The organism is Agriterribacter sp. (assembly GCF_035445465.1).
In the GTDB taxonomy this organism is placed as follows: Bacteria; Bacteroidota; Bacteroidia; order Chitinophagales; family Chitinophagaceae; genus Agriterribacter.
The window spans coordinates 145,788-162,472 of the sequence record NZ_DAOMQT010000002.1; the positions used below are offsets into that span (position 1 = coordinate 145,788).

General features: G+C 39.5%; 12 protein-coding genes. All 12 read right to left on the minus strand.

What is annotated here, in order from left to right; translation table 11 throughout:
• Nucleotides 1-12: 12 nt before the first annotated feature.
• The gene (locus PLE34_RS01795; protein ID WP_324553624.1) at nt 13-1,149 is read right to left on the minus strand and encodes an acyltransferase family protein; all 1,137 of its coding nucleotides are present in this window, start codon (nt 1,147-1,149) and stop codon (nt 13-15) included.
• 199 nt (nt 1,150-1,348) lie between these two features.
• Nucleotides 1,349-3,217 carry an asparagine synthase (glutamine-hydrolyzing) gene (gene asnB, locus PLE34_RS01800; RefSeq protein ID WP_324553626.1) on the minus strand — a complete coding sequence of 623 codons (1,869 nt, stop codon included), beginning with the start codon at nt 3,215-3,217 and terminating at the stop codon, nt 1,349-1,351.
• A gap of 55 nt (nt 3,218-3,272) precedes the next feature.
• The gene (locus PLE34_RS01805) at nt 3,273-4,277 is read right to left on the minus strand and encodes a glycosyltransferase family 4 protein (protein ID WP_324553628.1); all 1,005 of its coding nucleotides are present in this window, start codon (nt 4,275-4,277) and stop codon (nt 3,273-3,275) included.
• Nucleotides 4,278-4,313: 36 nt separating this feature from the next.
• The gene (locus tag PLE34_RS01810; protein WP_324553629.1) at nt 4,314-5,771 is read right to left on the minus strand and encodes a hypothetical protein; all 1,458 of its coding nucleotides are present in this window, start codon (nt 5,769-5,771) and stop codon (nt 4,314-4,316) included.
• Between the two features lie 11 nt (nt 5,772-5,782).
• On the minus strand, nt 5,783-6,613 hold the full coding sequence (locus PLE34_RS01815) for an FkbM family methyltransferase (RefSeq protein WP_324553631.1): 831 nt from the start codon (nt 6,611-6,613) through the stop codon (nt 5,783-5,785).
• 11 nt (nt 6,614-6,624) lie between these two features.
• A complete protein-coding gene (locus PLE34_RS01820; RefSeq protein ID WP_324553632.1) occupies nt 6,625-7,749 on the minus strand; it encodes a glycosyltransferase family protein in 1,125 nt (374 codons plus the stop codon).
• Between the two features lie 167 nt (nt 7,750-7,916).
• Nucleotides 7,917-8,855, minus strand: coding sequence for an NAD-dependent epimerase/dehydratase family protein (locus PLE34_RS01825; protein WP_324553633.1), 939 nt, complete (start codon nt 8,853-8,855; stop codon nt 7,917-7,919).
• 29 nt (nt 8,856-8,884) lie between these two features.
• Nucleotides 8,885-9,910 carry a CgeB family protein gene (locus tag PLE34_RS01830; protein WP_324553635.1) on the minus strand — a complete coding sequence of 342 codons (1,026 nt, stop codon included), beginning with the start codon at nt 9,908-9,910 and terminating at the stop codon, nt 8,885-8,887.
• Complete coding sequence (locus tag PLE34_RS01835) at nt 9,907-11,097, minus strand: glycosyltransferase family 4 protein (protein WP_324553637.1); 1,191 nt, start codon at nt 11,095-11,097, stop codon at nt 9,907-9,909. Before PLE34_RS01835 ends, PLE34_RS01830 begins: the two co-directional genes overlap by 4 nt.
• 79 nt (nt 11,098-11,176) lie before the next feature.
• Nucleotides 11,177-12,103 (minus strand): glycosyltransferase family 2 protein, encoded by a 927-nt coding sequence (locus PLE34_RS01840; RefSeq protein WP_324553639.1) that lies wholly within the window; start codon nt 12,101-12,103, stop codon nt 11,177-11,179.
• Between the two features lie 56 nt (nt 12,104-12,159).
• Complete coding sequence (locus tag PLE34_RS01845) at nt 12,160-15,360, minus strand: hypothetical protein (protein WP_324553641.1); 3,201 nt, start codon at nt 15,358-15,360, stop codon at nt 12,160-12,162.
• A gap of 71 nt (nt 15,361-15,431) precedes the next feature.
• Nucleotides 15,432-16,295 carry an FkbM family methyltransferase gene (locus tag PLE34_RS01850; RefSeq protein WP_324553643.1) on the minus strand — a complete coding sequence of 288 codons (864 nt, stop codon included), beginning with the start codon at nt 16,293-16,295 and terminating at the stop codon, nt 15,432-15,434.
• Nucleotides 16,296-16,685: the final 390 nt, after the last annotated feature.

A 16,685-nucleotide genomic window follows, 5' to 3' on the forward strand; every position in this document is an offset into this window, starting at 1 on the left:
CTAATTTGATCCTTACAATTCCCTGTTCATAATATTAGCAGGTGAAGCAGGCTGCACGGCCAATGCTCCGGCTGCTTTACCGGGTTTATATTCAAAGTACTTCTTCAGATTCAAAAATCTTTTTTCAAATAAATAATAACTGCCCGAAGCAATAATATAGGTGAAAGCAAAACATAGTATGGCCTCTATCCATATATTGCCTGTTTTGAAAAACTGCCTGGCCAGCCAAAAGCAAATGGGATGATATACATACAGTCCGTAACTGATCTTGCCGGTATAAATGAGCGGAGGGATACGCAGCATTTTTTTAATGAAAAAACCCTGTCCGGCCGTTATCACAAACCCGATAAATGAAAAGTAAGCGAATCCAAGTATAAGGAACCTTGTTAGCCTGAAGAAAAGATTTGATGAAGTGCCGGTAAGGCTCTGCCAGAACAACAGTACAAGAATGGCGCTTATTATAAACAGGAAAAGGAACCTTTTCCTGTTTTGTTTCACCTGCTTAAGCTTTCCCTTTGCTTCCAGCACGGCCAGTAATGCTCCCATAGCCAGCTCATCCATCCTGGAAAAGGTAAAAAAACGGTATTCATAATTGCCGGCAATCAGCAGCCCACGGGTGAGCAGGGCTGTTATAATAATGGCGGATATGACATACGTGATCTTTTTGTTGTTTAAATAATATACCAGCAACGGCCAAAAAAGATAAAAATGTTCTTCTATGGCCAGCGACCAAAAATGGCCGGGGCCTTCAGCAGCCCAGTTGAAGGTAAATGCAAAGTCCTGCATGTAAATCCAGTACACGGCCTGCATAGAAAAGGGCTCCTGGGGTACATGTTTAACCAGTGGAAAAACAAAATAGTAAACCGCCAGGAACAGGTAATATAAAGGGAAGATACGGAGTGACCTGCGTAAATAAAAATGGTAAAAAAAACGTTCATTTTGCCGGGAAGCCATCAGTATACGGGTAATGAGAAATCCTGATAAAACAAAAAATAAAGAAACTCCTGTTTCCCCGAAATAACTCAGCTTTCTCACTGTCAGCAAAAAAGCATCGTCGGTTTTCAATTGGAAAAAGAAATGGAAAAACATCACCATTAAAGCAGCAATGCCTCTTACACCGTCTAATTCCCTGATATATGAAATTTTCATAAATGGTTGTATTAACAGAAAACGATGCTCCGGTTAATATAGTATACCGGTTTGTTAACCGGATAAATTTATAATTAGTTTATTATAAAAACAGGCTTGTAGGTTTTAATTTACCGCAAAATATCACACGGGGTTAACTGATAAAAGAACCTTTTAAGCCGGGTTCGTACCAGCAGGTGAAGAGCATTATTTTTTTAAACTATTCGTCAATGCCATTTTTTTCGAGCCAGTATTCCAATACCACAAAAAGCCAGATATCCATCCACCGGATAGATGGGTCATTGCTTAAGAACCGTTTCCAGTATTGCTGTAATGCGCTGCTGTTGATAAAGCTTCTTTCGCACAAACGGGTAATATATCCGGTACAAAACGACCGTAATTCATTTTTCATCCAGATATTCCAGGGAAACACAAAGCCCTGTTTTTTCCTGAATACAATTTCATCGGGCAAAAGCGGCTTTACCGATTCTACCAGCAGGCTTTTGGGATATACCGGCTGCTTGAACCTGTCTGGTATGCCCAGCACGTATTCTACAAGGTCGGTGTCGAAAAAAGGCTCTCTTACTTCCAGTGCTACCGACATGCTCATCTGGTCGGTATCTTTTAACAGGGTATGCTGTGTGTATCCCATATACTCTGCCACTGATACCTGGCTTAACACCGGTAGTTGATGGAGCTGCTCTTTATATTTAAATAAGTAACCTTGCAGCGCTGTACCATCATTGACCGGAAGGGTTGTTAAATGTTTAGCCAATTGGGGCGATAACATTTGTCTTAGCACCGGGTACATGTGCTCAATATCAGGTAAAGGCGTCCTTAATAACTGCTGTAAGCGATATTTCTTGTTCGAGAACTTTCCCGGAAAAAGGGATGCCGCTCCGAGCTTCCTGATCAAAGCGCTGTATTTCCACCATGCGCTTTTAGCATGCAGTTTTTGAAACTGGCTGAATATAGGGTAACCCGCAAACAATTCATCCCCTCCTACTCCGGATAGGGCTACTTTTATGCCCGCGTTTTTTATGGCTTTGGATACCACGTAACTGTTCACCCCATCGCCGCTTGGGGTATCCATCGCCGTTAAGGCCTGCTCCAGGTCATCGAGCATACTATGTGGTGATAACCGGATTTTAGTATGGTTAGTATTGAATTTACGGGCGATAAGCTCCGCATATTCCGATTCATCAAACTCCTTTTCGGAAAAAGAAATATTGAAGGTGGATGGTTTAACCTTTGCTACTTCCGACATTAGGCCTACCACGATACTGGAATCAATGCCGCCGGATAAGAAAGCGCCTACCGGCACATCGCTTACCAAACGGCGCTGAACCGACTGCCCGAGCAGTTGCTTTATGTTTTGTTGGATGGTTGCCGCGTTTGTATATGCTGTTTGCTTTGGCGCATCGCAAACATTCCAGTATTTTACTGTTTCCGCTTTGCCCTGCTTTATTTTTATATAGGATCCGGCTTCCAACTGTTGTATACCTTCAATCATAGTGAGCGGGTAGCTAACAGACTGGTACGAAAGATATTCGTATAAAGCTTTTTGATCTACCCTTTTTTGCACATACCCGCTGGCAAGAATTGCCCGGATCTCAGACGCGAAGATGATTTTTTTCTCATCTATAAAATAATACAGGGGTTTAACCCCCATCCGGTCGCGCACCAAACACAATTCTTTTTGTTGCTTATCCCATACCGCGAAGGCGAACATGCCTTTAAAATATTGAAGGCAATTCGTACCCCATTTGGCATAGGCCGCCAGCAGGGTTTCGGTATCGCTGCTGGTTTGAAAGGGATAGTCATTTATTTGTCCTCTCACCTCCCTGTAATTATACATTTCGCCATTGAACACCACAACGTATCTGCCTGAATAATCTGTAAAAGGCTGGTTGGCGGCAGCGGAAAGGTCTATGATAGATAAACGGCGGTGCCCAAGGGCTATTTCATTTTCTATGAAAAAGCCTTCGGCATCGGGACCCCGGTGCGAAACGGCATTTGTGATACGCCGGATAACCTCTTCCTGCGCCTGCTGCTGGTTAAAATGTAGAATACCGGTTATGCCGCACATAATTATAAACGGAAGAAACTAAATTGAAAAAAATACCTCGTATTAAATGGATATCCTATCCGGAAGAATTATTGTCTGTCATAATCTTTTTATATAGCTCCCTGTACTGCTCTGCTATGCGGCCCGGATCAAACCGTTTGCAGTTCTCCAGTCCCGCATCAACTATATGCTGTCTGTAGGCTTTATCCTGTATAACTTTTAATATTCCTTGCCGGATATCGGGTACACTATAGGGATTAACAAGGCTGGCGCCCTTGCCGGCAGTTGATGACATGGGGAGAATGTTACTGGTAACCACTGGCCTGCCGGAAGCCTGGGCTTCAATAATGGGTAAACCGAAGCCTTCCAGCAGTGATGCAAAAACGAGCATATCACATGCTGCATATTCCGCTATTACTTCCTGTCGCGACAAAGCACTTTTATAACGAAATTCAATTTTGTAATGATTCAAAACCCCGATTTGGGCCGTGCTGGGTTTGCCTATTATCGTTAATGTGCAGGAAATGCCCTCTAACGCTGCTGCTACTCTTTCAATGTTTTTATTAGGCGTGATGCCTACATGGAGGATAGCAGGTTTATTCGTATTAAAAGGCCTGCAGGATATAGAATAATTCCCAATCAGGCAGTTTGGAATAACGCTTATTTTGTTTGGATTGGTTTTTACATATTGCAGTAAATGCGTCCGGGTGGCTTCGGAAATTACCGTAATGTATCGTAACCGCTTTACGGGCAAATAAAACCAAAACAACCACAGGATGAACTTTTTTATACCTTTCTGCTTATCGAGTTCACCACAATCGTGAATGGTAAGTATCGTATTACGACGAGGTAAAAAAAGCGCGAGATAATGAATATCGCCGGTAATATGATTAATTTCTCCTGCATGCTTCTTTGCGAATAGCCCGTTTAACCATCTTTTTTTTATACCGGTACTCTCATAGGGCATAATGTGGTTCTGAAATGCCGGACAGGGAATCAAATTTTGCTGTATAACTCCAAACAGTTCCTCTATACTAAAAAAAGCCGGGTTCTTTTTCCTGCTGAAAAATTGCACTTCCATTTCGATGTTTTGCCTTTTGATAGAACTATTATAGGTTTATACTTTGTTTTCAAAAGAAGCGCGTGAGGTATATCCGGCTACGAAATTTTTTGTGGGGCGTTTTGTTTTCACTGCCTGTTTCCCGGATTTTCCAAACCATCCCGGTAATAACTTATATAGCACCCATATAAAGAAAGCAGATTTAACTAAAGAATTCATAATTTGAAGTGTATCCGTTTCAGCAGAATAGGTAACCTGGTAAAATAACACCGGTATCCAAAAAATCAGCAAAGGTGAGACTTGCCCGGATAGCCTAAATAAGAAAGCATACGCCCACCTGATAAACGCCCCTAATAATAGCATATACAGGATCCCTGCGTTAGTTCCAAAGCTACCATATGCTTCGCCCAAAGGACCCACATTGGTAGACCACCCTCTGATGGTGTAGCCTGTGTAGTATTTCATGTTAAATTTACCGCCGGCTTCGGGTTTATCCGGCCACACCACACGGGGAACAAAAGCGGATATAAAAGTCAGAAAAAGCCTGTTACCATAATCATGCTCCTGCTTTTGTGGAATTCTTTTCATAACAAGCGCCACATTAAAGCCCTGGTTGGTTCTGGTATATATCGGGAATAAAGCATCGGAGGATGTAAGATTCAAGGAAGATAACTGGTCAAGAATCAATTCGCCTAATAATACTCCTTTATTGCCCGAGTATTCTTCCCGCCAGGTCATTTGCCTGTATGCCGGCTTAGCCATCTGCAGTATGAGCAATACAAATACCCCGGCAGCAAACCACAATGTTTTTTTCCAGAGCTTCAGTTGCCTGCCCAGGAAAAAAAATGAAAATATGGTCAGGCCCATATAGGCAACAACAGTAAACATCCCTCCTCTGACGGCTTCTATCATTACAAAAACCCCGAAAATGAGTAAGCCCGGAAGCCGGTAAGCAGTCCGGGGAGCATAGTACAGGTATAGGAAGCCCGTAAATCCTGCTATATAAAAAAGGTACATTACAAATTGGAGGGCACCAGGTAAAAAATTGGTTAATACAGAAGATATTAACCCAATGATAATCAGGTAAAACCCAACTTGGGGTTGTTTTGCTAAGATAACTTTTGCCGAAACAAGAAGCCTGCTCAAGTGTTTTCCCGTATCGCTATTGTTGCCGCCCAAGGGCCAGGTCAGTAATAAAATAAAACCGGCTACAGCGGGAAGCGCATAACTGTAATACAGGGTCTCTGGTACGGGCATGTATTTTACCCATAACCGCGACAAAGCATTGCTTACAGTAAAAGCACGATAGCCCCAAAGGGGGGCTATCAAACAAACAAACGTTGTATGCATGGCTATTATTTCGCGCAATACAATCCCCTTACCTAACTTATCAAGGGTGGCTATAATTATTATTATAAACAAGCTGATAGTAAGAAACGCATACCAGTTGGTGAGCAGCGACAAAACAAAAACAAGGCACTGCAAATAAGCAAAAAGATAATTCCTGTTTTTCAAATAGTATGCGTTTAGCTGCTTATTGATTTCTTAGATGCAAACAACAGCCCGCTTCCCTTTGTTATAACGCCAGGTAAAAGATGGATTTTCCCTTTTGTATTCATTGTGTACAAGGTATATCCCCAGTCTGCCAGCAGGCGTTGCGCATCCCCGGGCGTAAACCCGGCATGCTTTTCCGCCCAGTCTACAAATTCAAACAGAATATCAGGAGCGTTTTCCGCTGTCAGTAAATTTTTACCTCCCATAAATACATTTCGCTCATATCCTTCCACATCAATTTTAATTAAATCAACCCTGCCTATCTTCAATTCAAAAATCAAAGTGTCTAAAGTAATTGTTTTCACTTTTACTGCGTCATGTGTAAAAACAGGCGACAGTGACCCTTTACCAAATTTTTCTCTGGGAGAATAAAAGTTCAGTTCCAAATCATCTGAATTATAAAGTGCTTTATCCACTACGCGTATTCCCGAAAGTTCATTAGCAGCAAGATTTTTTTTAAGGTAGCTTACGAGCCATGGCGCGGCTTCTACACAAACAATATTTATATCCTTTCGTTGCATTGCCAGGGGTACAGTGATGGCGCCGATATTAGCGCCAAGATCAAGAAAAGTTGCTCCGGATAGCAGCTTATTACATAAAAACCCAACTGTTTCCGGCTCATACATTCCATTCACAAATATATCAAAGCCAATAGTTTCATATAGATTAGGTAACAAAAAGGAACAACCATACTTTCCTTTTATTGTTATATCCCTCTGCTTTAGCAAACTATTCTTAAAAAGCAGTTTTGCCAAACGGGATTTACCCCTGAAGACTGGCAAACTCCTCAAAAATGCATCCATAGTAATTCTTTTTACGTCATTGATAGTTTTCTCCACAAGGGATCTAAAACTTTCTCGTAAAAATAAGGTGAGTTTTGATACGTTAAGTTTGAGTGATCTATCATCTGGGCAAGGTCAAATTCCTCCATATTCTGAAAGTCAACGGCTACTATTCTGGGATAACTATTATTGGTAACATACGCATGGCTTGTTTTCATTTCTACCGGAAACCAGGTATCCAAACCACAGGCGTAGTATTCAAACAATTTGTTGGGTGCATTGTAAATGTAATTGGGAATATGCCCTTTATACAATATTACTCCAACTTGATATACTTCTAAAACACCAGGGAGATCATAGTAATTCACCTGTCCCTTGAAATGAATAAACCTACTCCCTATTGATGACAAATATGCAAGCAAAGGACCCGCATCCTGCAGGGAGTAGATATCCCACATTACTGTGCCATTTTTGCTCTCAACCCATTTTGCGAATTCTTTTATATACATGGTGTCCATTCCCAAAGCACCTGCATAAACAATACGGACCGGTAATGTATTTTTATTTTGTCTGTTTGGATTTAACCAGCTTGCGGGCGGATAATTGGGTAGTATATATGTATTGTGGAATTTTATACCTGGATTATCTTTTTTAAAAAACTGCATCCTGTCTTCATTCGTATGAGAAATCCAATCCATTCTTGCATATTGTTTTTTTTCAAGAGTATGTATTACTCTGTTTAAGATCATGCCAGTTTTGTATTCCAAGGGGGTGATATATTCATGAAAATGACAAAATATCCGGGGGCTTTTTCCCAGAAACCTCATGCTTATTTTATATGCATAAACTGGCAGAAAAGATAATGTTTCATAGTACAGAACATCTGTTGGCTTATTTTTAAGGAGATGAAGAAAAACGCTTGCATAAAATTTAAAATACTCGAGCATTCGCTGTAATTTTCCTTTGTGCTTATCCGGCATTCGAAACCTGTGAATATTTACGGATTCATTTACAAAAAAATTATCGGTTAAACTCAATGCTGTTGAATATACATCTACCTCAAAAGAAAGTTTCTTGTGGCTGATATAATTTATAAAATTAATAACTGGTGGATAAAATTCAAGTGGCAGAAAATGTATAATGGCTAATCGCTTCATAGGTAATGGTTAATGCTTCTTCAATAATTTAATAAATTATTCCACGCATCTTTTCCTAAACCGTTAATAGTATAGATTTTACCCAGCATGATTGCAGGAAGGCGTGACTACGCTAAAATTCTGGCGCCATTCCCTAAAACAGGCATTCTTCACATTTAGAGAATCCTCTATATGGTTTGAGTTATGCGCTTGCTCTGGTTAATAATGTTCAGAATACCGTCCTCCAATTTCAATAACGGACGGTTGAGTACAGCAATCATTTTTGTATTATCCGGTTGGCGTCGGGTCATGTCACCCTCTTTGAGGGGCGGTAAATAAGTAATTTTTGAAGAAGATTCTGTAATACGTATTATGGTTTCTGCCAGTTCTTTCACCGTCGTTAGCTTATTGTTACCCACATTTACAACATCATTTACAAACAAATGCTCTTCAAGTATTTTACGGGTAAACTCGAGGTTATCATCTATATAACAAAAGGTACGTGTTTGGCTGCCATCCCCATAAATGGTTATGGCCTCATTATTTACAGCAGCATTTAAAAATTTAGCTACAACAAAATCTTGGCTTTGTCTCGGTCCGTATGTATTAAAAAATCGAAGGATTGTATAATCAAGCCCGAATTCGTCATGGTAAGAACGGCAAAAGCATTCGCCTATATTTTTTACTACAGCATAGGGCAGCCTCGAGTTAAGTGGCGTTACATACTCATGCTGTGGCAAATGCACGGGCTCGCCATATACTTCGGAAGAGGAACTGAAAAATATCCTTTCGACACCCGTATTTTTGGATAGTTCAAAAACATGTTGTAACCCCATGATATCATCTAACACCATTTTCGGATGATCAAGTGTACGTAAAACTCCTACAACGGCGGCATAGTGAAAGACATAATCAAAACGATAATTGAGCATTACTGCAGAAATATCTCTGTAATTATTTACATCTCCTTTTATAAACTTGTAGTTGGGATGGTCACTAATATGTTTCTTACAACCAGTTAAAAAATTATCAATGGCTATAACATAATAATTTCCCGTAGACAAAAGACTTTCGGCAAGGGAGCTGGCAACAAATCCGGCACCTCCCGTTATCAAAACATATTTCATTTAGTATAGTTTTAAAATTTACAGTAATATCAAATATGATATAGAATCATTTGTAACCTATGTGTGTAGGTATTGGATTCCATTAGTAAGGAATGGGCATTTTTACGAATTCTCTGGCATTCTTCCGGTTGGCTAAGCGCCCATTTAACCTGGTTAACCAAATCCGATTCAGACTGAAAATAGAGCGCGTGCTCCCTGTTCCTGAACAAATGCTCCTGTTCGGGGCAGGCCGATGATAACTGCAATCCAAAAGCAGTAGGTATTTCAAAAAACCGCATATTAGCTGCGGGATAATTAGTATCATCAATAACATTAATATTAATACGGGATTTATTGAAACATTTTGCCAGCTCGGCTTCATACACCCCTTCGCTTTTCACTCTTTTTCTTATTTCTGAATCCTCACTCTTTTTTTCCCAGTTCGGTCCATGAATTTCTATCCGGCTTTCCGCAAAATGCTGACAGATTACGGACATCATTTTTTCTCTTTCTGGCCGCCATCCACCAATAAAACAGATATCAGACGCAAAGTCATCCGGAGGTTCATGGATACCATGCATAAACGGATCTCCCGCTAAAGGTACCCAATGAATATTTTTAAACCCCAATCGGGCAAAAACCGGCACGGCTGCCTTACTATAACTGGCAGTTATATCTATGAGGGCAGCATTGAGGAAATTGTGAGTTTCCAGGTTAAAAGGAGTATCAGGCCATATCCAGGCAATTTTTATAGTGGGAAGCATAGTTTTAATGCATGCTAATGTACCCGGGAGGACTTTTACATTCGTGAACAATAATATTATTTCAGGATTGAATTTTTTTACGGATAAAATTAATTCTCTGTTCATTTTTCGAGTCCACTGCTCAACCGGTAAAAATGCGTGAACCATTCGTCCAACTTTCCCTCCTTTCAGGTATTGCCGCTGCTCTTTTACTGGGTCAAAAACCTCTAAGTCAAGTTTTAATTCCCTGAATGCATTTATATAAGAATATTCAAGCGCTCCTTTGGCCTGTGAACCGACAACAAAAAATCTCTTTTCTTTTATTATATTCATTTTTCTTCTTCTTCAGCAGCTATTTTTACGTTTTCTATTATGACTCCGGTATTGTATTGCTGCACAGTTGACAATGATAGTTTACCAGCCTCTTTGCGAAAGGAGTCATCACGGATTAATTGCTTCAAGCAATCTGCTAATTGCTGCACATTACCTCTTTCAAATATAAACCCATTTTTACCCTGTTCAACAAGATCATGCGAACAACCTACCGTATCTGATACTACAACAGGCAACTCAAAATTCATGGCTTCATTTACAGAGAGACCCCACGTTTCACTTTCAGAACACAGCACCAGCATATCAGCTATGGCATAATACCTGGAAATCTGACTTTGATTAACAAAGCCGGTAAGGTAAATATGCTGAAGCTTATGGTCTTTAATATATGTTTCCATATCTCTCCTTAATTCACCTTCTCCAACCATTACCAAGGCAATATTAAAAGATTGCAATAATGCATAAGCCTTTATCAAATCTATAGGCCGTTTTACAGGTTGGTATTTTCCCGTAAATAAAATGATAATTCTATTTGCCGGAAGATTAAGCTCCTGCAATAATTGAGTTTTTTTTTCACGATATAGCAACCAGGCATTGTGGAAATATTCATTATCAACACAATAAGGTGTATAGATTAACCTGTTATCCGGTACGCCATACAATTTAAAAAAATCTTTGCTGTCTTTCCCTATATAAAGGCATTTGTCAATGAAGAAGCGAAAAAGTAAATGTTTTAAAAGTAGTTTTTTAAGCCAAAGAATATGTTTTCTTTTTCTGATCTCCTTGCTATAAGGATTTTCAATACGCAACCAAATTTTTTTCCCCATTAGTCTGGCAAAAAAAATTGCTATCAGCGAGGTGCAGTAACTCCATCCGTTCATTATAATAATGGATGAAGGATCATCAAATAACTTTTTTATCACTCCCGGATTAATTAAATCCCAAAAACGGTTGTCAAGGGAAGAGCTCCCTGAATAATTTTTTATAAAACAACTATTGTATCCTTCCAGCAGGGGAATATCCCATTTTATATTTTGCCCAAACCCTTTGTCCATCCCCCCCTTTATACTGATATCTGAGAAGTAATATACCTGCAGTTGAAAAGATTTGGCCATTTCCCGTAACAAAGGAGAAAAGTATTGTATTGGGTGACTTAGATAATAACTTATTCGAACTTTGTGCTGCATATTGATCTTAAAAGATTTATAAAAACATTTGAAGGCCTTACGAAGTGGATGGAGGATTAATAATCCATTTCGTTCATGATTATTTATTAACAATCAATCGTTTCAGCATCTTTAACTTTGACCTGTACCCTTTAATCAATCTCCAATCTGTATTTTTAAAAGAGAAATTGTTATTGAGCCCACGGATGTCATAAATACTGGCATAATATAGTATCTGGGTAGTCAGAATTTCTTTATACTTCTTTTTATTTGTTTCACTTATCCAGCTTTGCAGTTGCAGCACTTCTATAAAATCATTCAATAGCTGAATAATGTTTCGGGCTTTATCCTCATCACTCATTGAACGGGAAACAGATCCCATTTTTAGTCTCCTGTTGTATACAGCAAAACTTCCTTTTATATATCCAAACGTTGCACCGGCTAAAGCTGCTTTTGTAAAAAACTCCCTGTCCTGAGCTACGCTGGTTAAAGGATTCCAACCACTCATATTAACTACCTGTTGAACAGTATCTCTTCTCAGCAAGTAAGCATGCGAAGCAATCCAGTTATCTGTAAGTAACTCATACAAAAAATCTTTATAAACAGTGCATTGCTTATATTCGGTTTTGAATAATTTTTTATTTTCATCGTAAATATCCAGCCGCCAGTCAGAATAAGCTATATCCACAGAAGGATTCTTTTCCATGAACAACAACTGGGCATCTAATTTGCCCGGCAATAAAAAGTCATCCGAATCAAGCCATTGAATAAAGTTTCCCGATGACAGGGAGAATCCATAATTACGCGCGTTATTGGCTCCTTTTAAAGGATTTTGTTCTATGATCACACTTCCATGCTTTTCTTTTAAACTGGTTAATATATCCCAGCTATTGTCAGTAGAATGATCATCTACTATTATAATTTCTTTTATACAGCTTCCCTGATCTATACAGCTTTCTACAGCAGCTCCTATCCATTTCGCAGAATTGTAGCAGGGGATAATAACGGAGACAGCATGTTTACTCAACCCATTAAACTTTTAAATTAACAACACTAATTTCAAAACCAACCCCAAAATCTCTGTTATTTCCTGTTGAATGTAAATTCAGTATATCCTTTTTCGCCATTCGGCAAATCATTGCCTGCTGACCCGTAGTTTATGGTTAGCAAGGTATTGCTCCTCATATTCTCCAACTGAATGCCGGTGAGGTTACCGGTTGTTTGTAATGAAAAGGGCAACCTGATTTTTCTGTTTCCCGTGTTGCCATGTACCCTTATTTTTACTGTTCGGGCATCATATTCTAATTCCGTATATCCTCCCGATATGGTAATGCCATTATAGGAAAACCATGCAGATGAAGATAAGAGCGCCCCACAGAATCCTTCTTTTGTTTTTACCGCATAATAATCAGGGCTGATGATAATGTCATTTCCCTGCTGCTCAACCAGAACGTTATTGAGTGAAATGGATTTTACGCTTTCCTGATAGGGATTTTCTCCTTTAACATAAGGTAATAGTATATTAAAAAAAGGCTTATCACTGTGTAACCGGATAATTTGCTGCTCTTCGGAGTAAGCACGCTTGTTTGTGGCCTTAAATTCATTTGTTTCAATGGTGTTTTGCCAGGTTGTACCCCATTCTGCTACTGTAAATTGCATGTTCGATGAAGACAGCGTATACAGTTCCCAATTGATACCGTTTGCAGGATGTGCCGGCCATTGCTGGCCGTTAAACACAAAACGATTCAACCCTGGCGAAAGCTCCTTTACGGGAGATGCCCGGGGCAGTTCTTTCCGTTTGTTATTGTCATATATTCTTTTTACCGGCGTAATCAATCCCGCGGGTGTACGAACAGCCCCTTCCGACATCATTAACATACTCCATATATTAGCCTCATTACCGGGAATGCTATCATAAAAAGCTATAATGGGCACATCTTCATGCAGGGTAATCATATTGATTTTACGATACCATACCGCACCATTCTTCATGCTCATTTTAATATAGCTGGTACTGCTATAACCCAAATGGGCAAATTCAACCAGGTCTGATAAAGGCCAGGTTCGGTTGGTAAGCGAGTGGCCGGTAATGGGTTGCTCTGGTTGGTTCCACTCGGGAAACAGCTTTTCAGGAACTACCACAGACCTTATCCGGGCATCTGTTGCCGAGGGATAATAAAAAGAACTCCGGCTTAGAGATAAAGGCGTTTTTAAGGCATATACGGCCACTTCACCTGCATCGTCATTCCGGTGATCGTAGAGTTTATTACCATTTAACACCCACAATGCCGTTTCATTCGCCGTATTAATTCCCGACCTGAAATGAGAGTGATACCCGGTATAGCTGGATGTTGTAACAGTAAATACTTTTGACGGATTGTAATAAAGGTTAACCGATAAGCCTATTGATCCGAACGCAGAATTACGCATGGGCCCATTGTAATAGCAGGAAAGTAACTCTTCACCTAACTCCTTATTTTTTTCCCTCAAGCCGGTTGCAAGGAGGGCAAATACGGACGCACTCTCCTCAGAACCATCACCAAAAGAAATCAGCTTCCTGTTATTGCTAAAACGAACCGAAGGTGGTGTAAGTAATGATAGGTAAAACCGGGCAAAACGTTCAATTCTTGGCTCTGTGTCGAAGAGGTCTTCCATTCCGGACTGGCGTATCTGCAACATGGAATACAGAACAGGTTCAACAGCAGGCTGGATATAATGAGGCGACCCTATCCCGGCTCCATTTTCATAAATAGCCTTTTTAATATCATTGCGAACGTCTTGTACAGCCTTCTGTGCCCGCAACCGGAATTCCGGGTCATCGGCTAACAATAATGCAAAGAAGATACGGGTATTATTGTACATTAATGGCATGTTAGCCGGCCCATAATTAATGCCGGCGCTATCCACAAAAGGCACGTTATTGTCATCCCAAAGAATACGCGCCATCAGCGCAATAAGTTGTTCAAGCGTTTTCTTCTCGTTAGGAGTAATTATTACGTCAGCATCTGCCAATAAGGCCGAAACCAATAGCGACTGCTTTTTAAAAAGATTACTGCCCTTCCAGTATCGAAACTTACTGGTATAACTTGCCTCTCCTTCGGTATATGCAACTTCAAGCGTTGTCTTAAAGTTTATCAGGTGCTTCTTAAGTGAGGCGGCCGAGTCCGGATAACGCCAGACATCCCAGATCGTTTTATAGGCCTCATCTATACGGCACATTTGCTTGTAGAAGCCTGCATCCTTTTTTATTTTTTGCTGCAGTGATTGAATATCACCAGCCGGCATATAGATGGCCCCCTCATAAAAAGCTGGCACTATCTTAACCGGTTTCTGCGCATACGTTTTTATTTTACTGCCTAACCCGGAAATTCGGTTCATCTCTTTTGCAATAGGTTGTGTTTTTTCCGGCGCAGGCAAGTCTGCTTTTGTACTAATAAAAAGCCCCCACTGGAAGCGTTTCCGGGGATACCAGGAATTATCAGGCCCCCGCCGGCTAATTTCAACAGTAAATGTAGCGTATTTTTGCTGGTTCTTTTCTTTGGCTTCAGGTGAAACTTCCAGCCTCACACCAGCGCTTCTTCCGCCAATCAACCGCTTTGGCTGACCCTGAAAAAAACCGACCAGGGGAGAAGCGTTATCACCCTTACTGTTAAACATCTGCCAGTATCTTCCCGAATTAACTTCTCCACCCGCAGGCTCCCACAATACAAGAGGCGGGTAGCTCTTTGATTTGGAGTAATCAATATCTACAGTGGCATCAAGAGGATATCGCCGTTCATCTTCCGAACGGTATTTATTTCCCGAAGGTTCATAGCCAAGTTTTATATCTGATGAAGACCAGCCCCTGTACCTTGCTTTGTCCGGCCACAAACCATTACTTATATTGACGCTATACCTAATATCATAGTCTGAATCTTCTTCAATTAATATTGCTTTCTCCCCTTTTTTTACCGTAATTAAACAAGAGTAAAAACCGGGTCCCGCTTCCCCGCCTTTATATTTGGCTTTGCTGAATTGAAATTCCTTTTTTTGAAAGCTATAGGTTATGCTTACGGTAACCTGTATGGATGAATTGGTAACAAACTTAACATTCATTGAAATGGGGGGAGTAGGGCTTTTTAGTTCATTCTGCTTATCATTTGAGTATACGCCATTACTATAAATAAATGCCTGAACCGGAGCGGGAGCAGGCTGCCCATTTTTAAAAGCACTTTCTGCAGGAATAACAATACCCAGTAAGCCGTTCCTTATTTCAATAGTGTTGCCTTTTGTTTTAACAGACACATTTTGTGTATTAGCCAGTGAATTTGAGAAAAATGCAAGTGAGAAGAAAATGATTTTATAAAAAAAACTTGTCATTCTTTTATTCGGCTCGTGGTATAAGATTCTATTCGGGACGTTAATTCATTCGGACACAACAGATATTCACAAAAATCCATGTTTGAATGAATTCCAATTGTTTGAATTCGTTCTATTTGCAATGTATTCAGATCTTTCTTATTCCTGAACATGGTATAGTTAATTTCTTTTAGCATTGCTTCGATTTTGTTTTGACGCTGAATCCTCATCTGGTTTTCATTTGAATAACAGGGCAATATTTCTATCAGTATAAATGGTCTGTCAAGTTTTATTCTTTCCAGTAAAGAACATAAAACAAAAGATTCAGCGCCTTCTACATCAATTTTTATTATGCTTATAGGACCAGTGCTCAGGTTAAGACTTGCAAAATCAAAAACGGGAACCGCTTTTTTAAATATCACTTTTCGCTCAGGCCGAAAATCAGGTATTAATGAAGCGCTTGAATCAGTCGAATAAAAGGAATAAAAATTAAGATGTAATAATTCATCAGATGTCATTATGCCCACCGGGTAAAGGGTGCAGTTCATGAATCTGTTTTTAGCAATTAATTCTTCAACATAAAAAATGCATTTTGGATTAGGTTCAAATCCAATATATTCTGCTGCAGGAGCAACTGACTTAAGCTTAATGAGCGTTTGACCGGTATTAACTCCTATGTCAAAAAACACTCCGGAGTTTATTCCGTATAGTATTTTAATAGTATGGATCATCCAGGATTCAGATATATAATAATGTTCACTACCTATGGAATAAATAATTGGAAATTTGAACCGAACTCCATTTATATACTTTATATAGGTAAAATTAACCAGCTTTTGGAGCCCAAGTTTGTTGAGAATCCTGTAAAATAAATAAATCATTGTTTTATGCGCCCTGCGTCCTATTGGAGCAGGGCTTTTTATAGCAATATAAGCTTCAGAAGATGCTATTCCTATTTAATAATCGTTTCAGAAGATGTAGAATGAAGTATTTTAACTGAACAAATTGAGACAATATTACAAATATTTCTCCACATTATAACAAGGAATTATAACTGAAACCAACATAATACCCGCCTTTATAATTATTGTATTCTCGTTAGTGTAACTGAAATGAAAAAATACTAGTTATTGCCAATTGATTAAATTATAGCCAGCATAAGTAACATAATTTTTTAGAAAGATCACGTTTAACTTCGTTGACTTACTATATTCTTCGACTTTTCCTATGCAAGGTTACTGTTTTCCATACTTATTCGGAATATGGATTAT